General features: G+C 54.0%; 18 protein-coding genes. 10 read left to right on the forward strand and 8 right to left on the reverse strand.

All coding sequences use genetic code 11. The features are described from left to right. Positions 1-41: 41 nt before the first annotated feature. The gene (locus FRY97_RS18215; protein ID WP_147169000.1) at positions 42-1,187 is read right to left on the reverse strand and encodes a cystathionine gamma-synthase; all 1,146 of its coding nucleotides are present in this window, start codon (positions 1,185-1,187) and stop codon (positions 42-44) included. Positions 1,188-1,452: 265 nt separating this feature from the next. Beyond that, positions 1,453-1,728, reverse strand: coding sequence for an HU family DNA-binding protein (locus tag FRY97_RS18220; RefSeq protein ID WP_147169001.1), 276 nt, complete (start codon positions 1,726-1,728; stop codon positions 1,453-1,455). Positions 1,729-1,920: 192 nt separating this feature from the next. Between FRY97_RS18220 and FRY97_RS18225 the strand changes: the two genes are divergently transcribed. Further along, complete coding sequence (locus FRY97_RS18225) at positions 1,921-2,130, forward strand: hypothetical protein (RefSeq protein ID WP_147169002.1); 210 nt, start codon at positions 1,921-1,923, stop codon at positions 2,128-2,130. A 7-nt stretch (positions 2,131-2,137) separates the two neighbouring features. Here the strand turns inward: FRY97_RS18225 and FRY97_RS18230 are convergent, their stop codons facing one another. The 4 genes from FRY97_RS18230 to FRY97_RS18245 all read right to left on the reverse strand — a co-directional run bounded on the left by FRY97_RS18230 (position 2,138) and on the right by FRY97_RS18245 (position 8,622). Beyond that, positions 2,138-3,448: an ABC transporter permease gene (locus tag FRY97_RS18230; RefSeq protein ID WP_147169003.1), complete on the reverse strand. Its 1,311-nt coding sequence runs from the start codon at positions 3,446-3,448 to the stop codon at positions 2,138-2,140. Continuing rightward, positions 3,448-4,866 (reverse strand): ABC transporter permease, encoded by a 1,419-nt coding sequence (locus tag FRY97_RS18235; RefSeq protein ID WP_147169004.1) that lies wholly within the window; start codon positions 4,864-4,866, stop codon positions 3,448-3,450. The genes FRY97_RS18230 and FRY97_RS18235 overlap by 1 nt, the downstream gene beginning before the upstream one ends. Before the next feature lie 102 nt (positions 4,867-4,968). Next, entirely contained in the window at positions 4,969-6,759 is a 1,791-nt protein-coding gene (locus FRY97_RS18240) for an ABC transporter substrate-binding protein (RefSeq protein ID WP_147169005.1), read from the reverse strand. A 66-nt stretch (positions 6,760-6,825) separates the two neighbouring features. After that, positions 6,826-8,622, reverse strand: a complete 1,797-nt coding sequence (locus tag FRY97_RS18245) for an ABC transporter substrate-binding protein (RefSeq protein ID WP_147169006.1) — start codon at positions 8,620-8,622, stop codon at positions 6,826-6,828. Positions 8,623-9,229: 607 nt separating this feature from the next. Between FRY97_RS18245 and FRY97_RS18250 the strand changes: the two genes are divergently transcribed. Beyond that, complete coding sequence (locus FRY97_RS18250) at positions 9,230-10,141, forward strand: TIGR01777 family oxidoreductase (RefSeq protein WP_147169007.1); 912 nt, start codon at positions 9,230-9,232, stop codon at positions 10,139-10,141. 62 nt (positions 10,142-10,203) lie between these two features. Here FRY97_RS18250 and FRY97_RS18255 read toward each other — a convergent pair whose 3' ends face one another. Continuing rightward, a complete protein-coding gene (locus FRY97_RS18255) occupies positions 10,204-11,106 on the reverse strand; it encodes a M23 family metallopeptidase (protein ID WP_147169008.1) in 903 nt (300 codons plus the stop codon). Positions 11,107-11,507: 401 nt separating this feature from the next. On the opposite strand from FRY97_RS18255, the gene porW reads away from it, so the two are divergent. The 5 genes from porW (at position 11,508) to FRY97_RS18280 (ending at position 21,007) form a co-directional block, all read left to right on the forward strand. Beyond that, positions 11,508-14,378: a type IX secretion system periplasmic lipoprotein PorW/SprE gene (gene porW / locus FRY97_RS18260; RefSeq protein ID WP_147169009.1), complete on the forward strand. Its 2,871-nt coding sequence runs from the start codon at positions 11,508-11,510 to the stop codon at positions 14,376-14,378. A 24-nt stretch (positions 14,379-14,402) separates the two neighbouring features. Next, positions 14,403-15,416 carry a succinylglutamate desuccinylase/aspartoacylase family protein gene (locus tag FRY97_RS18265; protein WP_147169010.1) on the forward strand — a complete coding sequence of 338 codons (1,014 nt, stop codon included), beginning with the start codon at positions 14,403-14,405 and terminating at the stop codon, positions 15,414-15,416. Positions 15,417-15,747: 331 nt separating this feature from the next. After that, positions 15,748-16,908, forward strand: coding sequence for an aminotransferase class V-fold PLP-dependent enzyme (locus tag FRY97_RS18270; protein WP_147169011.1), 1,161 nt, complete (start codon positions 15,748-15,750; stop codon positions 16,906-16,908). 123 nt (positions 16,909-17,031) lie between these two features. After that, complete coding sequence (locus FRY97_RS18275; protein WP_147169012.1) at positions 17,032-17,805, forward strand: LolA-like protein; 774 nt, start codon at positions 17,032-17,034, stop codon at positions 17,803-17,805. 106 nt (positions 17,806-17,911) lie between these two features. Continuing rightward, entirely contained in the window at positions 17,912-21,007 is a 3,096-nt protein-coding gene (locus FRY97_RS18280; RefSeq protein ID WP_147169013.1) for a VPS10 domain-containing protein, read from the forward strand. 270 nt (positions 21,008-21,277) lie between these two features. Here FRY97_RS18280 and FRY97_RS18285 read toward each other — a convergent pair whose 3' ends face one another. Continuing rightward, positions 21,278-21,862, reverse strand: coding sequence for a uracil-DNA glycosylase family protein (locus FRY97_RS18285; protein ID WP_147169014.1), 585 nt, complete (start codon positions 21,860-21,862; stop codon positions 21,278-21,280). A gap of 89 nt (positions 21,863-21,951) precedes the next feature. Between FRY97_RS18285 and FRY97_RS18290 the strand changes: the two genes are divergently transcribed. The 3 genes from FRY97_RS18290 to msrA are packed head-to-tail and all read left to right on the forward strand — an operon-like array spanning position 21,952 to position 23,076. Continuing rightward, positions 21,952-22,170, forward strand: a complete 219-nt coding sequence (locus FRY97_RS18290) for a putative signal transducing protein (protein ID WP_147169015.1) — start codon at positions 21,952-21,954, stop codon at positions 22,168-22,170. A 29-nt stretch (positions 22,171-22,199) separates the two neighbouring features. Next, on the forward strand, positions 22,200-22,580 hold the full coding sequence (locus FRY97_RS18295; protein WP_147169016.1) for a methionine-R-sulfoxide reductase: 381 nt from the start codon (positions 22,200-22,202) through the stop codon (positions 22,578-22,580). Next, positions 22,573-23,076, forward strand: coding sequence for a peptide-methionine (S)-S-oxide reductase MsrA (gene msrA, locus FRY97_RS18300; RefSeq protein WP_147169017.1), 504 nt, complete (start codon positions 22,573-22,575; stop codon positions 23,074-23,076). Before FRY97_RS18295 ends, msrA begins: the two co-directional genes overlap by 8 nt. Positions 23,077-23,603: the final 527 nt, after the last annotated feature.

The following is a 23,603-nucleotide window of genomic DNA, read 5'->3' on the forward strand; positions in this document are numbered from 1 at the left end:
GGGATCATAGCAGGTTAAGCGCTCTAAATATGCGCTTGGCTCTACAGCTGGCCCAATGCATGTTTGAGGTCTTGCTGCAGGTCCTCCACATCTTCTACCCCTACGCTAAGTCGGATAAGAGAGTCGGTCAGCCCCACTTTTAACCGTTCAGCACGGGGTATAGAAGCGTGTGTCATTGAGGCAGGGTGGCCGATGAGCGATTCTACGCCCCCGAGGGATTCGGCAAGCGTAAACAAGTGAGTGCCGCTGAGGGCCTTGACCGCATCATCGAGCTTTCCTCCTTTCAGGTCGAAGGAGACCATTCCGCCGAACATACGCATTTGCTTTTTTGCGGTTGTATGGCCAGGATGATCTGTAAAGCCAGGATAGTAGACCTGGTCTACTTGAGGCTGTGCTTTTAGGAATTCGGCAATCTGTGCAGCATTCTGGCACGCCCTCTCGACTCTAAGGTGGAGGGTCTTCGTGCCGCGGAGTACCAGGAAGCAATCCTGAGGCCCTGGCACAGCCCCTGCGGCATTCTGGAAAAAGTGGAACTGCTCGGCGAGCTCATCCTGATTGGTGATCAAGGCGCCCAAGACCACATCTGAGTGGCCGCCGAGGTATTTGGTAGCTGAATGCAGTACGATATCAGCTCCGAGGTCAAGTGGGTTTTGCAGGAAGGGCGAAGCAAAAGTGTTATCGACGCAGCTCCAGATCCCTTTCTCGCGGGCAAGTTGGCAGATGGCTTCAATATCGACAATATTGAGCATAGGGTTGGTGGGCGTCTCCACCCAAAAAAGGCGGGTTTTATCGTTGACAACGGCCTTCACTGCTTCCAGGTCATTGAGGTCGAGGAAGTGGGCTTTGATGCCATACTTGGCGTAGATCCGGGTCATGAGGCGGTAAGAGCCGCCGTAAAGGTCATTGGTGGAGATGATCTCGTCTCCAGGGCTGAGGAGTTTGAGCACGGCATCCATAGCGGCCAGGCCTGACCCGAAGCAAATGCCATGCTTCCCGTTCTCCAGAGCGGCGAGGTTGGCTTCCAGGGCCGTCCGGGTGGGGTTTTGGGTACGGGCATATTCGTACCCTTTGTGCTGTCCCGGTGCGTCTTGTGCGTAGGTAGAGGTTTGGTAAATGGGGGTCATCACGGCGCCGGTGGTAGGGTCAGGGCTGACGCCAGCATGTATGGCTTTGGTTCCAAATTTCATATCGTTCAGGGCTACTGTGTGCCCGGGCTAATGGGGCACGAGGTTAAAAAAGTGTAAGCGCTTTTTTGGAGGAGTTTTATTTTGAAAACCAAGGGTTAATACCCGGCTGTTGTGCCAGCATGACCGGCAGGCAGGTATAAAGCATTGATTAGCAATAGGAACGAGCTCCAAGCTGCGCTAAGAGAAAGGGCAACCTGTTCCGAAAATCAGGTTGCCCTTTGGGGTGCACAGCGTGCAGTAAAGCTTTATTATACGAAGCTGTAAATTAAGCGTTTACAGCGTCAGAAATTTCTTTGCCGGGCTTGAACTTTACAACGTTCTTAGCTGCAATTTGAATGCTTTCACCAGTTTGTGGGTTACGGCCGCTGCGTGCTTCGCGGTGGGAAACTGAAAAAGTGCCGAAGCCGATGAGGGTCACTTTGTCGTTGGCTTTCAGCGAGTCAGTGATGCCATCCAGAACTGCATTGAGTGCATCGGTAGCTTGGGCTTTAGACAGGTTCGCGCTTTCGGCGATTTTGTTAATAAGATCTCCCTTATTCATTTCTGAATGTTTTAATTAGTTAAACGTGGAGCAAATTTATACGCTTGCTTTATGAAAACCAAGCTTTGCGAATCAAAAAAAAACTGGAATCCCATATTTTTCAAGGGTTTTGGGCGATTTGCCTACCTGTAAATTAAGCCTTACTTTTGAACGAGAACTTTAACACACGATTTCAAAATTATATTCTTGCCCATGCGCGCTCTGCTCCGCTTGTTTAGTATTTGTGTGGTAGTGTCCTTTATCGCCCTGCCAGTATCCTCTTGCAACCGCAAAGTGGGGTGCCCTGCCAATGAGTCTGCCCATGTTAAGCCCAACCGAAGAGGGGAGCTGCCGACCAAAGGGGGGAGCTCGCAGTTGTTCCCGAAAAGCTTCAACAAAAAGAAAAAGCGCCGGAGGAATTGAGGGTCCTTTACTTCCGGCGGGGGTCAAGCGCATCAGCCAGCCCTTCACCGAGGAGGTTGAAGATGGTGACCGTTACAAATATGGCCACCCCAGGGAAAATGGCCAGCCACCAGGCCGAGAATTGAGAACGGGCCAGATTGAGCATTGAGCCCCACGTGACTTGTTCAGCCGGCACCCCAATGCCCAAGAAGGAAAGGAAGGCTTCTAGCAGAATTGCGCTGGCAATCCCAAAAGCTATAGTGATCAACACAGGCGTTAATGCATTGGGGATGGCATGCCGGAATATGACCCGCCATTTGCTGTACCCAAGGGCTTGCGCAGCTTCGATATATTCTAGGCTTCGGACCCGCAGCAGCTCCGCTCTGATAAAACGCGCGATCCCGGTCCAGCGGATCAGCCCGATAATGGCCATAATGTAAATAATGGACTGTGATTCGATGATGGCTACAACGCTCAATATCAGAAGGAGGGCGGGGATGGAGTTCATGACTTCTATCAGCCGCATTACGATCAGGTCCATAGGCAGGGTGATGGCTCGCCCTAGTACAGGTGACCTCTTCAGGAGTGTGGCTAAAAGGTTGAGCAGCAAGAAAATACCAAGGGCAATGCCTATGCTGATCAGGGCTTCCCTGCCGAAATGGCCTTCCTGCAAGGCGTAAGCCCGGGCACTGACAGCATAAAAATAGGCTAGGAAAAAAGCCAGTAGGTTGAGCCATAGCCTGGCACGGCTCACCCTCAGCCGGTCATCCCCAAAATAGCCGGCCAGTGCGCCGAAAAAAACGCCAATCAGGGTAGCGATCGACATAGAGACCATCCCTACGATCATAGCGGTCCGGGTGCCCGATACCATGCCCGCGGCTATATCTCTGCCCAGCTGATCGGTGCCGAGCCAGTGCCGGAACCGCCAGGAAGGGACATCCTGTGTTTCCAATGGGCTTACAAAATTGTTGTTCTTCCTGTCCATTGTCCCAGCGGAGTAAGGGATGAGCGGCCAGATGACCGATTCATAATCGTGCTCGTGCCAGCCGTACTGGAAAAACCGGGCTTCCCAGCTGTCCAGCCCTAGCCCGATCAAGTAGGACCTCAGCACAGGGAAGTGCGTTTCTCCGTCCAGTTTGCAATATATGGGCTTCTCATTGGCGATGAAATCGGCTGTGATGGCAATGAATGCCAGCACATAGAGTACCCGTAGCGACCACACCGCCATGCGGTTTTTGCGGAACTGCCGTTTTACCACAGCCCGGTAGCTCTGATCCTGATGCAGTGCAGTGCCTGCCAGCTGGGCTGCTTCTCTTTCTTTTTGAATACCTATCAGCATCAGGCTTTCTTTTTTTGGTAATTCACCCGTGGGTCCACCCAGGCATATAGCACATCTGCAATGAGCATGCCCGCCATCGTAAGCAGCGCAGCCAGCATCAAAACAGTATAAACCACTGGCCAGTCCCGCTGGAAAATGGCATCCACGGTCAGCTTGCCCATACCTGGGATATTGAAGATGACCTCAATGACGAGCGAGCCGGCAAAGACTGCGGGGAATAAACTGGCAAACATGGTGATAATGGGGAAAAGGGCGTTCCGGAAGGTGTGCTTCCAAATGACCTGCCGCGCATTCAGCCCTTTCGCCCATGCGGTGCGGACGAAGTCTTGCCGGATGACATTCAGCATCCCTCCCCTTACCTGCCTGCTGATGAATGCCAAGGCGCCATAGGTCAGGCAAAAGATAGGGAGTATCAAATGTTCGGCGGCCTCAACAAACCGCTCCCAAAAAGGGGCGCCCGGCGGCAAATCCCCCAGCCCAAGAGAGGGGAACCAGTCCATACCGTACTCCGGGGTCGTGAAAAATACCACAAGCATGGTTGCAATCCAGAAGTTCGGCAGGGAATACAGGATGAACAGCAGCAGGGTAGAGGTGCGGTCAAAAAGGCTGCCCTTGTATACGGCCGAATAAACCCCTAAGGGGATAGAAAGGAGGTAAGCCAGGGATATGGCCAGGATGTTCATGATCAGGGTCCACCTCAGGGCATCTTTCATTTTATCTGCTACGGGCCTGCTATCGATATAAGACTTGCCAAAGTCGAGCAAAAGGAAGCTGCTCAGCCAATTGTGGTACTGATTGTCAAAACCATACCACTTCAAGTCGGGCAGGTACAAGCGCTCGGGCTTAGCTCCTGCTTTCACCGCTTGATAGTGTTGCTGCAGCTGTACCACATCGGGGTGCAGCCGTGCCAGTTGTGCGGTATCCGTCCCTGTGATTGAAGCGAGCTGGTCGAGCAAGCTGGTAATGCGGCTGTCCTTGTAGCCAAGGTACAGCTGCTTGATAAGCGGGCGGACCTTCCTACGCGCTACATCGTCCGGCACGGTTGTTTCCGAATTCCGGTCGAGCGCTCTCAACTGATGGTAGTAGCTTGAAATGAGCGGCCAGTTGCCGTATTGGGCGGTTAGCTTTTCAAGGGTTTCCCGCTCATCTCGCTTCAGGATACGGTAGAGGGTATCAGGATAGGCAGCCGGGGCAATGCTGAAGTAAAAAACGGGCTTGTCGAGCCCCAGGTAGGCCGCGGTTTCCCGGTATACCCGGTCAGCATTGGCCAGGCTCCGTTGAGCTTCATCCCCCAATCCCCGGTTGCGCTGCTCCACGGGGTCGCCCGGGGCAGCCTTGCTCAGCCCAAACGCCAGCAAGGAGATGACCAGCAAGGTGGGCAGAAAAATAAGGATCCGTTTGATAAGGTACTGTAGCATGGATTCCTGAAGTAAGGGGGCTTTCCCGGGCCTTGTTACCGGGCAATTGCAAAGGCAGGGGGGAGTGGGGCATACATTTGCATGCCCCACGTTTCCATTACGTTAGTTGGCTTGTTCCAGTTGCAACAAAGGGGCAACATATCCTGGGAACATTGGGGTGATCGGTGTAGTGTACCGCTTGTGGATGGCCAAGCGGCCTGTGGGGACAATGAGGGGTACGATCGGCATCGCTTCGTATAGCTGTCGCTGAAGGTCAAGATATAATTTTTTGCGGTCTTCAGGATCGAGCGTTTGTTGGATCTGATCGATGAGGGCATCGGTCTCAGGAGTGGCGAACCCCGTGCGGTCGTCCCCTTCAGAGTGGAAATCCTGCTTGGGCTCCCAAGGTGTAGGGGGGATGCTTTTGGCGCCAGCCACCAGCTCAAAATCTCTGCGCTTGAGGTCGTCCAGATTGACGGTGTGCTCCTGAGGGGTCAGCTTGATGCTGATGCCTGCACGCTTGGCGGATTCCTGTAGGATGAGGGCAATGTTCTGCCCTACAGCCCGGCCGGCAGTGAACTTGTATTCGAGCTCGAGCTCTGTGCGCTGCCCGTCAATTTCTTTGTCTACGATACCGTTGTCGTTGGTGTCCGTCCAGCCTGCCTCTTCCAGCAGCGCCCGTGCCTCTTCGGGGGCATACGCTAAGGGCTTTACAACAGGGTTGTAATAAGAAAAACTGGGGTGGACCGGGCCAGTAGATGGCTCTCCTAAGCCAGAGAAGGCCGTCTCTATCATGGTGCTCACATCGGTGGCCATAGCCAAGGCACGCCTCACCTTGGGGTCGTTCAGTTTGGGCGAACGCGTGTTGGTGTAAATGAAGGTGTGGACCAGGGATGGTGGCGTGTGAAGGTTGTAACGGCTGGTGACAAAATCGGTCTTCTGCAGGTCTAGGAACTGATCTGGCGGGATGTTGGGGAGGACGTCGAGCTGGCCATCTTTCAAGGCTGTAACGGCTGCGGTAGGGTCTTTTACAGGCCGGTAGATGAGCTTTTCAGGGTAAGCCTGAAGGGTCACAGACTGCCCCTTGGCCTGGTCGCCCCACCAGCCCTCTTTCCGGCTGAGGACCAGCCGCTGGCCGGTTTCCCAGCGCTCCAGTTTGTACGGCCCTGAGCCGGAAATGCCATTGGGCTCCCGGCTGTGGAAAGGGCTGGCAAATTGCTCTGCAAACTGTACGATGTTTTCATTGTCAGACAGTGCTTTTGCCCGTTCCTCGTCCATGAGGTCTGCCAGGGGGATATCGCTCATCAGGCCAAGGGAATCATAGTGATAGGCTGGCAGTATGGGCAGGGCGGCACTAATGGCCTCAGCTCCGATCATGTAAGGGCGGTTGGTATACACGGTGAAACGGCGGGGGTTGGCAGCGTCTTTTTCCACCTCCCCAATAAAGGAGAGGTAAACCCGGTAAGCTGGCGCAGGCACCTTCGGGTTGAATGTGGCCTTTAGGGTAAAGACGAAGTCATCCGCAGTTATGGGGCTGCCGTTGTCCCAAACCGCCTCGGGCCGGATCTCAAAAGTATAAGCTACCCCACCGGCAAAGGGCCCTTCTTCAATAGGAGTAATATCTGGCTGTGACACGGCCAACTGCGGCTCCAGTTCCATTGTTTCTGGGTTGATGGACTGCAGGTAAGAGAACAGGTTGCCGATCACCGTATTGGAGTAGTTGCTCAGCGTCAAGACCGGGTTCAGCCGGTCGGGCTCCGTATCCAATTGCAGTACAGCTTCTGTTGCCGGCCGTTCGAGCCCATAGTCATCAGTTGGGGTTTCCTTTTTTTCTTTAGGTTCTCCTGCACAGCTCCAAATGAGGGCAAAGGAAAGCGCCAGTGGCAGGTAGCGGAGGGTAATCTTCATGTTCATGAAACAGGATTTATTGGCGACGAGGACCAAAGTTCAGCAAACCCGGCCTGCGGCCGGGGTATCTTTTTATTGGATGTTTTTTTGTTTGAAGTCATTGACAAAGAAGCCTGGCCGGCGGGCGGAGGTTTTGGCCTCAAACCGCTTGCTGATGGCGATGCGCTCCAATGGCGCAAATAGGAAAATATAGGGCTGCTCTTCATAGATCAACTCCTGGAATTTAAGGTAAAGTGCATTGCGCTTTTCTTCGTCCAGGGTCTCCCGGATCTCATCGATCAGGCGGTCGGCTTCCGCGTTGTTGAAACTCACCCGGTTGCCTCCGGAAGGGGTATCGCTCTCGGAATGCCAAAGCTGCTTGGGGTCGTCCACTACAGGGTCTTGCCCCCATGCACCGGCATACATGTCGTAATCACGGCGCTTGGCGTGGTCGGTCAGCACCGTAAACTCCTTGGGGGCGATGGTAATCTCCACACCGGCTTTACGGGCGTTATCTTGGAAAATGAGGGCCATATTATTGGCAAACTTGCTGCCCGCACTGATCATGTACTCGAGCGCTAGCTCTGTCGGCATTCCGTTGATGACCTTGTCCACGATGCCGTTGCCGTTGGTGTCTTCCCAGCCTGCCTCTGCGAGCAGCGCCCGTGCTTTTTCCGGGTTGTAGGCGATGAGCGGCAGCTCGTCATGGTAGTAAGGCTTGGTAGGGTGGAAAGGGCCTACTGTGCGCTGTGCCAGCCCGTAGTACAGGGTGTTGATGAGCTCGTCTACATCGAGGAGGTGTGCAATAGCCCTGCGCACCCTTTTATCTGCCAACTTCGGGTTCTTGTTGTTGAGCCCCACATAATAGTAAACCATAGATGGCGGAGTTTGGAGGGAAAACCTGCGCGTCATTTCCTCGTTCGCTTGGAGGTCGGTAAAGTCTTTGGCGTCGATTTGGCTGACTACATCCACCTGTTCGTCTTTGAGCGCAGCCATGGAGGCGACTTGGTCCGGTATGATCTTGAAGGATAGGTTTTGCGGGTAAGCGCTCAGCAGGGGATCGTTTGGGGCTATGCTTTCTCCCCACCAGCCCTCTTTTTTTTCGAGTACCAGTTCCTGCCCGGTCTCCCAGCGCACAAAGCGGTAAGGGCCCGATCCAGAAATAAAATCCTTCTCCCGGGAGTAGGGCGCGCTATTGAAGGCTTCCGCAAATGCTTGCAGCGCTTTAGACTCCTTGGCAAGGCGTGAGGCTTTTTCGGCGTCTGCCAGTTCGCTAAATGGGATGTCGTCCAATAGCCCGGAAGGGTCGTAGACTGCCTTGGGCAAGACAGAGATATTACTGACCACAGGCTCGCCAATGATGTACTTTTCGTTGGTATACACGGTGAATGCCCTTGGGTTGGAAGGGTCGGTTTCAAAGCCGCTCACAAACTCCATGTAGGCGCGTACATGTGCAGCATTGACTAAGGGGTTGAAGATGGCTTTCATCGTGAAGGCCACATCTTCTGCCGTAATAGGGGAGCCATCGTCCCATACTGCTTCCTCCCGGATGTTGAACGTGTAGCCAACACCGCCTGCGTACTTCCCATCGGCTACTTCCCTTACGACAGGGCGGGCGGCTGCAAGCTGAGGCCGGAGCTCCAGGGTGTAGGGGTCAAAGTGGAGGAGGTTCTGAAAAATCTGTTCATTGATCGCCCGTGCATAGGCGCTTGTGGCCAGGATGGGGTTGAGGCGGTCGGGCTCTGCAGGGAAGCGTGCGAAAACTGTGTTGCTGGTTTGCTTGAAAACCAGGGCTGCCTGCTGACTGCCGCTGTCAGCATCGCTGCCACAGCTCACGGCAATAAACAACAACAAGAATAACCAGCTTTGATTTTGGGATGATAATTTCATGGCAGATGTGTTCTTCCTCAAAGGTAATGCTTTTTGGCGGGCTGCCCGTGCAAAGAGGGAGGATTGGCCCCGCTGGTTGAAATAGGCTAAAATAAAGGGTTTCTGACTTTTGTTATAGCGGCAGGAATGTGAAATTCCGTCGGGGGGCAGTTTTTAGCCGATTGGCGTGGTTTTGTTTTGAAATCAAGAATTTACGCCTGCCTGCTGTGCCAGTATGGCCGGCAGGGTTCTGGCGAAGCCGCTGCGTTGGCGTTTGGCGGGCTAAGTGGAAAATTAGCAGGGAAGCCAGGTTTATAAACGCTATTAAAGCCAATCCGGTGTTTGTATTTTAGGCTTTAGGCTGGCATCGGCCTAGCGCTGCGCAGGGGTGGCCGAAGGCCAGACCCGAGGCCTGTAGGGCGAGGGGCCAAGCGGAAAGCGAGCCCCGTAGCATAGCGGCACCTGCCATCGGGCAGGGGCAGGCCCCTCAGGCGAAGCAAGCTGGGCAGGCAAAAAAAACGGCAACCTGGTTTGTGCCCTCTTTGATTTGTGACAGGAACGGGCTCCAAGCATGCCCTTAAACCTTGGGCATAGCCCGGTGTTATATGACCAATCAAACGCACAATCCATGGCAACGGTACTTATTGGTGGGGGCTCTGGCCTGATCGGCGCTCGCCTTAGCCACCTGCTCCGGGAAAAGGGCTATGAGGTTTGGCACCTCAGCCGCAAGCCCCGCCCTGATGCGGCTTATCAGGCTTTTCAGTGGGACCCTGTAGCGGGCAGCATAGACGAGGAGGCTGTTCAGCAAGCCGATTTTATCATCAACTTGGCTGGGGCAGGCATTGCTGATAAGCCTTGGACCAAAGCCCGCAAACAGCTCATCATTGATAGCCGTGTAGAGGGTACGCGTTTGCTGCGGCAAGCCATGGAAAAGGCCGCTGTGCCGCCTAAAGCCTTCATCTCGAGCTCGGCCATAGGTTACTACGGTAACCGGGGCGATGCCCTGCTCCGGGAAGATGCCCCTCCGGGCCAAGGCTTTTTGTCGCAAAGCACTATGGCTTGGGAAGATGCTATACGCGAGGTGGGGCAAATAGGCGTACGGACTGTAGGGCTGCGAACGGGGATTGTGCTCTCCACAAAGGGCGGGGCCTTGCCTAAGATGATGATGCCGTTCTCGTTTTACGTAGCCCCTTATTTCGGCAACGGCCAGCAGTGGTATAGCTGGGTGCACATCGATGATATCTGCCGCTTGTACATTTTCGCTATAGAGAACAGCGGCATGAGCGGTTTTTACAACGGTACAGCTCCCAACCCTGTTACGAACAAGGGCTTAGTAGAGAGGCTGAAGGAAGTGCTGCGCTCTCCTGCTCTTTTGGCCCCAGCGCCAACCTTCGCCCTGCGGCTGGCACTCGGTGAAATGGCCGATGCCATCTTGGAGAGCACCCGCACTTCAGCCGACAAGGTGCTGTCGGCAGGTTTCCATTTCGAGTTCCCTAATGTGGGGGAAGCGCTCAAAGATGTTATCCAAAAGGGGAAATAAGGGCCTGTTGGGGTGTTAACATAGCATCTCAAAAGCCCAAACAGGCTTCAAGGCAGCGCACCTCAGAATTTAATGTACTCAGTAGGGTCTACCGGCTTTCCCTTGTGCCACAGCTCAAAATGAAGATGAGGCCCATCCGTCAGTGTGCCGGTATTGCCGATGATGGCCACTGCTTCCCCTGCTTTGACATAGCTGCCGGACTTTTTCAGGAGGGAGGAGTTATGCTTGTAGAAGGTAATGGTGTTGTTGGCGTGCTGTATGCCGATGGTGTTGCCCGTCTCGAGCGTCCAGTCGGCGAAAAAGATAAAGCCGTCCATCGCGGCTTTGATCGCTGTGTTTTTGGGGGCGAGCACATCAACCCCATAGTGCTTTTTGTCTGGCATGAAGATAGCGCTGATTTCGCCAGTCACCGGAGGAGAGAAGAACATTTGCTCTAAGGGGACATCCCCCGGCGAAAAGCTTACGTTTTTGCCCTGACGGGCAGCCTGCCCCACTTCTTGCAGTTCGAGCTCCTGCCGGAGCTGTTCTTCTTCCGGGGAGCGCTCTACTTCCGCGAGCGTATCTGCTCCTACTTCAAGTTGTTGGGATTCCACCTCTTCCGCCGTCTCATAATCGCCGATCAGTACCCGCTTGATGCTCTCAGAGTATTCCCGTTGGGCGTTGAGCTGTTCGCGCAGCCCATCCACTTCCCGGTACAAGCGCTCTACCTCCCGCCGCCCGTCGCCACCTTGCCCGTAGCCCGGCACATACCTGCGGATGGGCGTGAATGCGATAGCGAGCACGACCAAAATAGCGACCAATACCACGATAGTGCTCGCCGCTACATACACGTTCATGAGGGTAAGCCGGTAAGAGCCTACTTCCTCGAAGGTGTCATTGTTCATGATGATGAACCGGTAAGTGTTCTGCAAGCGCTTGCGCGTCCGGTCCCACCATTGCTTCAGTCGTTCGCCTGTAGTTGCCATAAGCCTGATGATTGCGAAATCCTAATAATTAATCAGCTGAGTACCTGAAACGGTTTGTAGTCTGTTAATAATAAAATAATTTTGCCCTTTAACGTTTAAGTAGTGTCGGTCCCGGAATGGCCCGCCGCAAAAGGGCTGGGTCTCTGCCATCAGGCGCTGCTGAAAGCTTGCCTGTGGAACACCTTCGCCTACACCCCGTAAAACGCGGGTAAAGGTAGGTATAGTCGGAGTGGCAGTAAAACATCGGGGCTAATTCTTTTGATTTCTATCCGGAACACGTTGTTGCGCTGCTGGCCCCCCTGCCTTGCCTAGAGAAAAGGAATGGCAAGTGATAGCCGGCGAAGCGGGCATCTTCAAAAACAGCTGTCTTGAGACCAAGCTTTAAAATCTACGCAGCCTTTTTGGCTTTATTCATTCTCGCTGCATGCACAGCCACTAAGAGCCGGAGCGATATGTCCGCCCTTGGCGAGGCCTACCATAATACCACTGCTCACTACAATGGCTATTTCAATGCCAACGAGCTGCTTATCGCAAGCGAGGCCCTTTTGCAGCAAGCGCATATCGACAACTATACCCAATTGCTGCCCATGTACCCTGAGCTCGCTGTGGAAGATGCCTCGGTCATTGCCCCGGATGCAGACAATGCGATAGAAAAAGTGACCGTAGTCGTCAATCTGCATCCGTACAGCAAATGGGTAGATGATTGTTACTTGCTTTTTGGCAAAGCGCAGTACCTGAAGCGCGACTATGAGGCTGCAGAAGAGGCCTTCCGGTATTTCTCTACCGAGTTTAGCCCGGAAGCTATGGAGCAGAAGGAGAAAAAGGCCGCTGCCGCAAAAAAATCCAGCAAAAAGAAGAAGAAATCCAAAAAACGCAAGCAATCTAAGCGCAAAAAGAATAAGCTCAGCAAAAAGAAATCCCAAGCGCTCAAGAAGTACAACAAAGCAGTCCGGAAAGCGCGCAAATCAGGCGGGGCAGCCCCGGAGAAACCAGAAATCCTCCGCTCGGGCAGAGACGGTGCAGCAGAAAGTGCTAAGGAAGAAAAGCGCAAAGCCAACGAAGAAGAACTGAAAGAGGAACAGGCAGCAGAAGATGGCCCAGACGACAACCCCCTCAAGCACCGCCCTGCTTATCAGGAAGGGATGCTGTACTATGCCAAGACCTTGATCGAGCGCGACAAGTTCGACCAAGCTCAGCGCATCCTGACTGAACTGCTGGAGAGCGCGAAAACTTACAAGGACATCCGCGCAGAATTGTCGGCAGTACAGGCTTACCTGTTCATACAGACAGAAGACTATGCGCAGGCAGTAGCTGCCCTCGAGCCAGCTATCGAACTGCAAAAAGATAAGCAGCGTAAAGCCCGCTATGCTTTCATCATGGGGCAGTTGTACCAAAAATTGGGGAACAGCCGTGGTGCTTATGCCGGGTTTGAACAGGCACTGGCTTACAAGCCCGACTACACGATGGCCTTCAACTGCCAGCTCAACCTGGCCAAGAATGCCTGGGCAAGCGGGCAGGGCGGTGCTCTGCAGGCCCGGCAGGAGCTTGAGCGTATGCTCAAAGAAGAGAAAAACGCTGAGTTCAAAGATCAAATCTATTTTACCCTTGCAGAGGTGGCTTTCGCCGAAAACGATAGAGCGGAAGGCATCCGCAACCTACAGCGGTCCCTACAGCACAGCCTTGGCAACTCGCCTCAAAAAACAGAAGCTTACCTCCTGCTGGCCGATCTGTATTTCGAGGATGAGTCTTATGTGGAGGCCAAGCTTTACTACGATAGCACCCTGATGGCTATGGTACAGGCCGATGAGCGCTACAAGCGCGTAAAAGGAGCTGCGGAAAACCTGACGGATATTGCGGACAACCTACAGATCATCGCACTGCAAGATAGCCTGCTCCGGATCAGCCAAATGAGCCCTAAGGAACAGGAAGCCCTGGCCCTGCGCATCAAGAAAGAAAGGGACGAAGAGCGCAGGAAGCAGCTCCTCCAACAGGCCAACCGGCAGTCTACGCAGCGGTTCAATACCCTCAACAACCGCATCAATACCGGTGGGGCGCTCGCCGAGCCAAGTACGTTTTTTGCATACGACGACCGCCGCCTCAAGCGGGGCGAAAGAGAGTTTGACCGCAAATGGGGCAACCGCGCACTGGAAGACAACTGGCGGCGCTTTGCTGTTACTTCCGATGCGCTCCTGGAAGACCTCCTGGCGGATAGCGGCAGCCCGGACATCCTTACTGAAGAGGAGGTGCAAAAGCTCTTGGGCGATGTGCCCCGCACCGAAGCGGACATTAGAACTGCAGAGCTCAAGATTCAGGAAGCGATGTCGAAGCTTGGCCCGCTGTACCGGGAACGCCTCGAAAAGTATGACAAAGCGATTGAAATACTGGAAGCGCTCAACCGCCGGTTCCCCAGCAACAACTTCGAGCTGGAATCCTGGTATCAATTGTACCTGGCTTACCAGGAAGTGGGCAATACGGCTAAAGCAAAAGAATACGCAGATAAAATCTTGGACAAGTATACCGGTACGACTTATGCCATGCTGATCAAAGACCCGAACTACGGAGATGAAATAGCCGCCGAATCTCAAAGGCTGACCCGTTACTACGATGAGACTTACCAAGCTTTTCAGACGGGCAATTATCAGCAGGCATACAGCCGGAGCCTGGGGGCAAAGGAAGAGTTTGGCGCCGGCAACCCTATGCAGGCCAAGTTTGCTTTGCTCGCGGCCATGAGCGCTGGCAATATTGAAGGCAAGGAGGCTTATATCGAACAACTGCGCAATGTCGTAGCCCGGTTCCCGGATACCGAGGAGCAGCTGCGCGCCCGGGAGATTCTGCGCCTGCTCGGCGAAACGACGGCAAGCCTGCCCGCAGGGGCTAAGGAAGAGATCGAAAATTTCAAGTATGAGGAAGATAAGCTCCACTACTTCATCATAGCCTTCAGCAGCCAAGACCTCAACCTCAACGACGCCAAGGTCCAAGTTTCAGACTATAACGAAAAGTACCATAAGCTCGACCGTATCCGCATCTCCAACATCTATCTGGGGACAGATGCTAAAAACCGGGTGCCCATACTTGTCTTGCGCCGCTTTAAAAATAAGCAGGAGGCCATGGCTTACTACCAAGGGGTAGTCAGTAAAAAAGGCGAGTTCATCACAGATGAGGCCGTCGAGTTCGAGCTGTTCCCGGTAACGCAAGACAATTACCGGGAGGTGCTCAAGGAGCGCACCCTGGATAGCTACCGGATCTTTTTCCAACAATATTACCTGAACTAACAGGGGAAGGCCTGTGCTGATGCCATGAAGGATATCTTTTGGAGTGAAAAAGGGGAAAGCCTGGATATTGGGGCCGTACAGCCGGGAGAGAAAAAGCGTTTCTGGCTCCCCGTAGTGCAGGATGGCATAGGCATGCCGGTCCGGTTGCCAGTCATGGTGGCCCGTGGCAAAGAGCCGGGCCCGGTGCTGGGCCTCACGGCAGCCTTGCACGGCAACGAGCTCAATGGCATCCCTGTCATACAGCAGCTCTTCCGGGAAATTGATTGCGAGCAGCTGAAAGGGACTGTAGTAGGGGTGCTGGTCATGAATGTGCCCGGGCTGATGCTGCAGCAGCGCAAGTTCAACGATGGGGTCGACTTAAACCGCATCGCTCCCGGGCAGGCGGATGGCAATGTCAGCGAAGTTTATGCCCACCGCCTTATCGACCGTATACTCAGGCACTTTGATTACTTGGTAGACCTCCACACCGCTAGCGCAGGCCGCATCAACTCTTGGTATATCCGGGCGGATATGAGCCAAGAGGCCACGGCCCGGATGGCCATCTTGCAAAACCCTGACATCATTCTCCATAACCCGCCCAATGATACGACCTTCAGGGGCGCGGCTGCAAGGCGGGGCATACACGCAATCACCCTTGAGCTCAAAGACCCCCACGTTTTTCAAAACGATGTTATCGAGGATGGGCTGATCGGCATCCGCAATATCCTTTATGATCTGCAAATGCTGCCTGGGGCGATTACCTGGAGTGCTGCCGAAACCATCCTCTGCCGATATTCTCAATGGATCTATACCGATGAGGGGGGCATTCTGCATGTACTCCCACAATTGGGGCAAACGGTAGGCAAAGGGGACCGGATCGCCGAGGTCCGCTCTATTTTCGACGAAGTCGAAAAAGTGTATTGGGCCCCTTACGATGGGGTCGTGATCGGGCGCAGCATCAGCCCCATCAACCCGACTGGCAGCCGTATCCTTCATCTTGGCGGCGACCCTCAGGTCGTACCTTGTGCATTGGAAGGGCTGCCCCTCATCAGCAGCTAATGGCTTGCTGATGATACGGCCTGCCTAGCATTTGCCCATCTCTGTTGGGGCCTGCCCCTGCCTGATGGCAGGAGCCGCTATGCTACGGGGCTCGCTGTCCGCTCGGCCCTGTCGGGCTTGCCACCCCTTCGCAGCGCTAGGCCAATGCCAGCCTAAAGCTCGACAAGCATAAGCCCCTGCGGTATTTTGGATTACGCCCGGTTGGGGCTTGGTTTGAGCTCAGTGCGGGCGATGCGGCAAGCCACCGTCCTAGTTTTGCCTTTGGCTGATAGGAGATAGGGCTTTTTTTGCGGAAGCTGCTTTCCCATTTTGTATCTTTCAGGGAAAAAGCATGCTGAACTGCCAACGCCACTTGTTCAACCTAGAGGATAGCCAAGCCTACCTGAACGGCGCCTATATGTCCCCTCAGCTTAAGTCTGTGGAGGAAGCTGGGCTGATCGCCTTGCGGAAAAAAAGCCGCCCGTACCAAATCGGGCTCGATGATTTCTTCGGGCCGGTAGCCCGCCTAAAAGCGACATTCGCAAAGTTGGTCAATGCAGGAGCGGCAGAGCGCATCGCACTTATCCCATCCGTTTCTTATGGCGTTTCAACTGTAGCCCGCAACGCCCCCGTTGCAGCAGGCAGCCGTATCATTATAGCTGAAGAGCAGTTCCCTAGTAATTACTACGCCTGGAAACGGCTGGCGGATGAACGCGGGGCAGAGGTCTGCTGCATACCTCCTCCAGACAGCAGCCAACGGGCAGCAGCCTGGAACGAAGCCCTTCTCCATGCTATCGACAGCCGTACAGCGGTGGTGGCATTGGGCAATGTGCATTGGGGAGATGGTACGCGCTTTGACCTTAGGGCAGTGAGGGCGCGGGCCAATGCGGTAGGAGCCTGGCTTGTTGTAGACGGCACTCAGTCGGTAGGGGCATTGCCTTTTGATGTAGCTGAAATCCAGCCTGATGCGCTTATCTGTGCAGGCTATAAATGGCTAATGGGGCCTTACAGTATCGGGCTTGCTTACTATGGCCCGGCCATGGATGGGGGAATCCCTCTGGAAGAAAACTGGATCAACCGCCATAACAGCCATGACTTTACCCACTTGGCACAGTATCAGCCGGCTTACCAGCCCATGGCCGGCCGCTACAATACAGGCGAGCAAAGCAATTTTATCCTCGTACCTATGATGCAGGCTGCTCTAGACCAGATTTTGGAATGGGGGGTGCCCGAGATCCAGGAATACGGCAAGGAGCTGTTCCGGGAAACAGGTGAAGCATTGGCAGGGCTAGGCTGCCAATTGGACCCCGAAGACAGCAGGGCACATCACTTGGTGGGCGTCCGCCTGCCGAAAGGAGTGGATATGCAGGTTTTCAAGGAAGCCCTTGGCAGCGCGCAGGTGCATGTCTCCATCCGGGGCAATGCCATCCGGGTTTCTTGCCATGTTTACAACCAAAAAGCAGAGCTGGAAAGGCTGCTCCGTTGCTTCCGGCAGGTGCTTGGCAGAGCTTAAAGCCACACCTGTCGAATTATCCTGCATTTGCGCGCACAAAATCGGACTTTAGCGGTCTCTAATAAGATGCTGCACCGATTGCTGCAGTGGCTTTTATAACCCTCATTAAAAATAACGCTCAAGATGAAAAAGATCTTCCTTTTACTTGCTGTCTGCTGTGCCTCTTCCTTTTCCTACCTGGCAACTGCACAAACAGCTGAAGAAATCGTGGCCTCTTACCTTGAAAACATCGGCGGCGAGGAGCAGCTCAACAAAATCAAAAATATGGTGATCACAGGCAAAAGCCAAGCCCAGGGCATGGAATTCCCCGTTACCATGTATCAAACCGCTGACGGAAAGCAGCGCATGGACCTAGTGTTCCAGGGTAAGGAAATTACCCAAATGGCTTTTGATGGCGAAGTAGGCTGGGGAGTCAACTTTATGACCGGAGAAGCCGAAAAAATGGAAGCCGAGCAGTCTAAAATGATGAAAGAACAGCTGACTGATTTCCCTGACCCCTTCCTCAACTACAAAGAAAAAGGCTATACCGTAGAGCTGGTGGAAGAAACAGAGCTGGAAGGCACACCGGTCTACAAAATCAAGCTCACAAAAAAACCGATCATGGTGGAAGGTGAGGAGCTGGAAAACTTTAGCTTCTACTACTTTGACAAAGACAGCTACGTTACCCTGGCACAGGAGGAGATTGCTAAGGCGGGCCCAATGAAAGGGCAGTCTACCATGACTTATACTTCTGATTATGATGAAGTAGCTGGCGTGTACATGCCTTTCAGCATTACTTCCAAGATGAACGGCACGACGATGTTCAGCATGGCCATCGAAAAAATCGATGTCAATACAGACATAGCGGAAGGCTTGTTCGCATTCCCTGAAGCCAATAGCGAAGGCGGCGAGAAGTAGCCCCAATTGGTAAGGCCTGCCTGTGACGACTGCCTCTGCGCCCTGCAGGGGCAGTCGTCGGTAAGGGCATCAGCATGACATTTCCCTGGTAAAACCCTAATTTGATATGAAAAGAATAGCTTACTTGTTTTTTTGTGGCTTGTTGTCTTGGACATCCATAAACGCGCAGGAAACGCCCGCCCTTAATGCGGAAGGCTTGTTTGGCGACCTTTCTGCCCGCCACATCGGCCCGGCGCTGATGAGCGGCCGCATTACTGATTTGGAAGGGCACCCGACCAACTCCCGCATCCTCTACGCTGGGGCCGCCGGCGGCGGTGTCTGGCGCTCTAATGACGGAGGGATAACCTTCAATTCTATTTTTGATGATTACCCACAGTCCATAGGGGCTATTGAAGTTGACCCTACCGACCCTGACCTCAGCATTTGGGTGGGCACGGGCGAAACCTGGACCCGCAACAGCGTTTCCGTAGGCAAAGGCTTGTTCAAAACTACCGACGGGGGGCAGACTTGGAAGCTGATGGGGCTTGAAAACTCAGAGCGCATCAGCAGCATTTTGGTCAACCCAAATAACCCGAAGGAGGTTTTTGTTGGCGTCTTAGGCGCCTTATGGGGCGATAGCGAGGACCGAGGGGTCTACAAAACGGCAGACGGAGGGCAGAGCTGGGAGAAAATCCTTTATACCAATGCCACTACGGGCTGTGCAGATTTGGTGATGGCACCGGATGATCCTCAGACTTTGTATGCTTCCATGTGGGAGTTCCGCCGCACGGCCTGGTCTTTCAGTTCTGGAGGGCAGAGCAGTGCACTCTACAAAAGCACCGATGGCGGTGCCACCTGGGCTAAAATCCATAATGGCTTTCCGGAAGGGAAGCTGGGGCGGATTGCTGTGGCAGTAGCCCCCTCCAACCCTAGCCGCCTTTATGCCGTGATTGAGTCGGAAAAAAACGAGGATAAAGGCTTGTACCGTTCTGATGATGCAGGGCAGTCTTGGGAGCATCTCAACAAAGATTTTGAGCTGACGGTACGGCCATTTTATTTCAGCCGTATTGTAGTATCGCCTGCCAATGCAGATAAGATTGCAAAAGCCGGCCTCAATGGCTCGATCAGCGAAGATGGCGGCAACACTTTCCGAGCCATCGGCAGCGGAGTCCACGCAGATGTCCACGATTTTTGGTTTGACCCCAATGACGCAGACCGCATGTACCTCGGCTGCGATGGGGGCGTATACCGCTCTTGGGACGGCGGCCGTGGATGGGAGATGGTCAAAGGCCTGCCGGTATCTCAGTATTATCACGTAGCCGTAGATATGCAGGAGCCCTTCCGTATTTATGGAGGTTTGCAGGACAATGGCTCTTGGGTAGGCCCTTCCCAAAGCGTAGGCGGCATCGAAGCCCGTGATTGGACAGAGGTTGGCTATGGCGATGGCTTCCGCGTTTACCCTCATCCAACAGATCCCAATATCTGCTACTCCGAAATGCAAGGGGCAGAGGCCATTTGGCGGGTAGACTTGGAAAAGCAGCAAAGCAAAATCATCAAGCCTTATCCGGAAAAAGGGAGCCCCGACCTCCGCTTCAATTGGAATACCCCAATTACGACCAGCGCACATCAGCCCGACCGGCTGTACGTGGGCAGCCAATTTGTCCACCGTTCTGATGACCGGGGGGAAACCTGGAAACGCATTTCCCCTGACCTTACAACCAATGACCCTGCTAAGCAGAACCAAGAGGACAGCGGCGGGCTGAGCAAAGACAATTCCGGTGCGGAAAACCACTGTACCATTTTTACCATTGCGGAGTCGCCGCTAAACGAGAAACTGATCTTTGTGGGTACAGATGATGGCAATGTTCAAAGGACTAAGGATGGCGGGCAGTCTTGGGTAGACCTCACTGCCAATTTCCCTGGCCTGCCCAAAAACACCTGGGCCTACCATATTGAGCCTAGCCATTTTGATGAAAATGTAGTCTATGCAGTTTTTGAAGGGCACACGCAAAATGACCATACGCCCTACGTATACCGGTCCAAAGATGGGGGGCTGACCTGGCGCTCCATTACAACCCCTCAGCTAGAGGGCTTTGCCCGCTGCCTGCAGGAAGACCTGGCCAACCCCAACCTGCTTTACCTCGGTACCGAACTGGGGCTCTATATCACACTTGATGGCGGTCAAAACTGGGCCAAGTTCACCAATAATATGCCTGCCGTCGCAGTGCACCACCTTACGCTGCACCCGCGCGATCACAGCTTGGTCATGGCTACGCACGGCCGTGGCATCATCATCATAGATGACGTTACCCCCCTCCGCAAGCTGACGCCAGAAATGGCTGCACAGGAGGTTGTCTTTATGGAACAGCCGGCTTCTGTGATTTACGAAGCGCCAAGCTTTGGGGGCAACGCAGCTTATGGCGAATTTGTGGGGGACAATCCCAGCCGTTCTGCCAAAGTGGTCTACTACCTGAAAAAGCGCCACATTTTTGGCCCCATGAAGCTCGAAGTATTGGACAGCAAAGGGGAGAAGATCGCAGAGCTTACCCCTGGAAAATCCAAAGGCATCAATATCGTCCCTTGGAATTACCGCTATCGTATGCCGAAAGTGGCTAAAGCCAAAACCTTCTCCCGTGGCGGTTTTGCTGCGCCTACTGTGCCTCCGGGCGTGTATACCCTGCGGATGGCCAAGGGCAAAACAACTTACGAGTCTACTCTGGAGCTGATAGCTGACCCCGCCTCTGTGCATACCGCTGAAGAGCGCCTGGCTCAGCATGAAACAGCCATGCAGCTTTATGCGATGAATGAAGAGCTGGCCTACTTGGTCGATCAGCTTGATCAGGTATCTGCAGGGGTATCGCAACGGCTGGAAGCTGAAGCGCCTAAGAAGCTGAAGCAGGAGCTCATAGGCTATCAGGGAGCTCTCGAAAAATTGCGGGAAGGCTTGGTAGTCACCACAGGGGATAACTACGTGGGCGCCGCAGCCCCTCAATTGCGGGAGCGCATGGGGTCATTGTATAGTGAAGTGGTAGGGTACGCTGGCCGCCCTTCCAATGCTCAAATGGACAACTTGGCCCTCCTCAAAGGGGAGCTGCAACAAGCAACTGAGGAGGCTGGGCAGCTGATGGGGCAGCTGCAAACGCTCAACAAGAAGTTGGCGGCCAACGGGCTGGAAGCCCTGAGCTTCCGTTCGAAAGAAGAATTTATGGAAGCTGACCAATAGCAGCTTTGAAGGGCGTGGGCTAAAATGTCGCAGGCGTTTATCTTTTCTGGGCTCTAGCCGGGCATTGGCCTAGCGCTGCGAAGGGGTGGCAAGCCCGACAGGGCCGAGCGAAGAGCGAGCCCCGCAGCATAGCGGCACCTGCCCTTAGGCAGGGGCAGGCCCCCTCCAAAAAACGACTATCTGGTTTGCGCCCGCTTTGAAACATAGCGGATCAAAGGCCTTGGCTCGTTCGGCAGTCAAGGCCTTTGTCATATTAATAGATGATCAGTGTCATTGGCCTTTGCCCAAGATTTGGCTTACTTGCTCTTGCAGGTAGGGAACGGCCTCCTGCTCAAACCAAGGGTGCTGTTTAAGCCAGCGGTTGTTCAATGGGGAAGGGTGGGGCAGGGGGATGGCCTCCGGTCCATACTCCCGAAACGCACGCACGGTCTCCGTAAGGTTGCGTTTGCGCTCTTTTCCAAGGTAGTACCGCTGGGCGTACTGCCCAATGTACAAGCGGAGCTTAGCCTGCGGCATAAACTCCAGACATTGAGCATGCCACTTTGGGGCACAGGCAGCCGGAGGTGGCAAGTCCCCCGATGAAGCCTTGCCCGGGTAACAGAAGGCCATGGGCAAAATAGCAAAGTGCTCGGGCGTGTAGAATTCTGCAGCTGTAACGCCAAGCCACTGCCGCAGGCGGGCACCGCTCGGGTCTTTGAACGCAACCCCTTTCGAGTGGGCTATCCGGCCCGGAGCTTGGCTGATGAGCAGTATTTTAGCAGCGGGGTGGAGCTGGAAAATCGGCTTTGGCCCCAAGGCCAGCTCCCGGGCGCAATGTGTGCAGCCTCCGATAAGGTGGGGCAAAGGTGTGGGCATAAGCCTTCATTTTGGTGCAGGCGATAACATCCTTTAGGTTTTCAGTGTTTAAAGAGTGCGAACTTAATAACCTTTAAAATTAAAACCTCATGAAAGAAGATTGGGTAAAAGTATTCGAATCCACCGAAATTTTTAAAACCAAACTGGTGGAAGATGCATTAAAACAGGAAGGTATCGAAAGCCATATCCTACAGCGCCCGGACAGCGCGATACCTTCTCTTGGCTCAGCGACGCTGTATACCCCAAGAGAAAAGGCCGAGAAGGCTATGGCCGTGATCAAGGAAATTGATTTTTCCGCGGCTTCCTAAACAGGGCGCCGGGCCGAAAACAGAAGCGCATGAAAGATAAAGCCAATTGGAACAAACTGTCTGCCGAAGAAGAGCGGATAATCGTACACAAAGGGACGGAGCGCCCGTTTTCTGGTATCTACAACGATCATAAGGAAAAAGGGACATACGTCTGCCGGCGTTGCGAAGCACCACTCTACCGCTCTGAAGATAAATTCTCTTCAGGCTGTGGGTGGCCTAGTTTCGATGACGAAGTGCCCGGTGCCGTACGCCGAGAGACAGACGCAGACGGGCGCAGGGTGGAAATTCTTTGTGGGAATTGTGGCGGGCACTTAGGCCATGTCTTTACCGGGGAGCGTTTCACCGCTAAAAATACCCGGCATTGCGTAAATGCAATTTCTTTGAAGTTTATCCCTGCACAAGATGCCTGATGGCCCGCTCTACGAGAAGGCCGCTTTTGCCTGCGGGTGCTTCTGGAGCAAGCAGTACCACTTTGATCGCCTCCCCGGTGTAGTTTCTTCCCTGACAGGGTACACTGGGGGGCATCTGCCCAATCCTACCTACCAACAGGTTTGTACAAAAACGACTGGGCACGCCGAAGCAGTGGAAGTGGTTTTTAATCCCAGGCAGCTCTCTTTCGAAGCGCTGTGCCGGTTCTTTTTTCAGCTCCATGACCCTGGCAGAGACCGCAGGGGCAAAGGTGGGCAGTACCGGTCTGCTATTTTCTGCTACAGTACGGCCCAACTGCACACCGCCCGGCAGCTCATCGGTTTGCTGCAAGCAGGCGGGCAGGCAATTTTTACCGAGCTAAGCCCGGCAGACGTCTTCTGGCCAGCGGAGCCCCGCCACCAAAAGTATTGCGAGCGCCACAACCGAGCACCAGCTAATGGGCCTACTGCCTATCATTGCGGTGATGCAAAGGCGTAGGAGAGGGCTCGCCCGCTTCGCCGACGCAAGGCAGACGGTCATTTCCTTTCCCCTACACTATGTGAGGGGGCCTACCCCTGCCAAACGGCAGGGGTCGCTATGCTGCGGGGCTCGCTCTTCGCTCGGCCCTATCGGGCTTCCCACCCCTCCGCAGCGCTAGTCCGGTTATATTGGCCTACGCCGTTTTCATCCAGCCCAAAGGGCTGTTGGCATTGGCAAACAGGACAAGCCCGCTGCACAGACTGCAGGGGCTCGCCGTTTTTTGACTTTATGTGCCGAGGGGCATTGCAGGGTTAAGATGGCGCTTTCCTGCCCACGCTATGAACTTACCCCAATCCTTAGGACAGCTAAATTTAGTTTTTTTAGTTTGAAAAAACAGTGCTGTGTTTTCCACAAATTAATGACCTTGATTTGGCCCTTTTGCAGGCCAAAAATCAAGGGTGTTAATTTTGTGCGTAAACACACTTACGCAGCTTGCCTTAGAGCCTGCTCGTAGACCTCTTTTGGCCTTTGGTCATCCAGTGAGG

The organism is Phaeodactylibacter luteus, from assembly GCF_007993045.1.
Classification (GTDB): domain Bacteria; phylum Bacteroidota; class Bacteroidia; order Chitinophagales; family Saprospiraceae; genus Phaeodactylibacter; species Phaeodactylibacter luteus.

Excerpts from the sequence above, each read along its gene's own strand:
- FRY97_RS18245 (WP_147169006.1), bottom strand. The coding sequence starts at position 8,622 with ATGAAATTATCATCCCAAAATCAAAGCTGGTTATTCTTGTTGTTGTTT.
- FRY97_RS18220 (WP_147169001.1), bottom strand. The coding sequence starts at position 1,728 with ATGAATAAGGGAGATCTTATTAACAAAATCGCCGAAAGCGCGAACCTG.
- FRY97_RS18285 (WP_147169014.1), bottom strand. The coding sequence starts at position 21,862 with ATGCCCACACCTTTGCCCCACCTTATCGGAGGCTGCACACATTGCGCC.
- FRY97_RS18225 (WP_147169002.1), top strand. The coding sequence starts at position 1,921 with ATGCGCGCTCTGCTCCGCTTGTTTAGTATTTGTGTGGTAGTGTCCTTT.
- FRY97_RS18270 (WP_147169011.1), top strand. The coding sequence starts at position 15,748 with ATGCTGAACTGCCAACGCCACTTGTTCAACCTAGAGGATAGCCAAGCC.
- FRY97_RS18275 (WP_147169012.1), top strand. The coding sequence starts at position 17,032 with ATGAAAAAGATCTTCCTTTTACTTGCTGTCTGCTGTGCCTCTTCCTTT.
- FRY97_RS18235 (WP_147169004.1), bottom strand. The coding sequence starts at position 4,866 with ATGCTACAGTACCTTATCAAACGGATCCTTATTTTTCTGCCCACCTTG.
- FRY97_RS18215 (WP_147169000.1), bottom strand. The coding sequence starts at position 1,187 with ATGAAATTTGGAACCAAAGCCATACATGCTGGCGTCAGCCCTGACCCT.
- FRY97_RS18280 (WP_147169013.1), top strand. The coding sequence starts at position 17,912 with ATGAAAAGAATAGCTTACTTGTTTTTTTGTGGCTTGTTGTCTTGGACA.
- FRY97_RS18290 (WP_147169015.1), top strand. The coding sequence starts at position 21,952 with ATGAAAGAAGATTGGGTAAAAGTATTCGAATCCACCGAAATTTTTAAA.
- FRY97_RS18250 (WP_147169007.1), top strand. The coding sequence starts at position 9,230 with ATGGCAACGGTACTTATTGGTGGGGGCTCTGGCCTGATCGGCGCTCGC.
- FRY97_RS18230 (WP_147169003.1), bottom strand. The coding sequence starts at position 3,448 with ATGCTGATAGGTATTCAAAAAGAAAGAGAAGCAGCCCAGCTGGCAGGC.
- FRY97_RS18240 (WP_147169005.1), bottom strand. The coding sequence starts at position 6,759 with ATGAACATGAAGATTACCCTCCGCTACCTGCCACTGGCGCTTTCCTTT.
- msrA (WP_147169017.1), top strand. The coding sequence starts at position 22,573 with ATGCCTGATGGCCCGCTCTACGAGAAGGCCGCTTTTGCCTGCGGGTGC.
- FRY97_RS18255 (WP_147169008.1), bottom strand. The coding sequence starts at position 11,106 with ATGGCAACTACAGGCGAACGACTGAAGCAATGGTGGGACCGGACGCGC.
- FRY97_RS18265 (WP_147169010.1), top strand. The coding sequence starts at position 14,403 with ATGAAGGATATCTTTTGGAGTGAAAAAGGGGAAAGCCTGGATATTGGG.
- FRY97_RS18295 (WP_147169016.1), top strand. The coding sequence starts at position 22,200 with ATGAAAGATAAAGCCAATTGGAACAAACTGTCTGCCGAAGAAGAGCGG.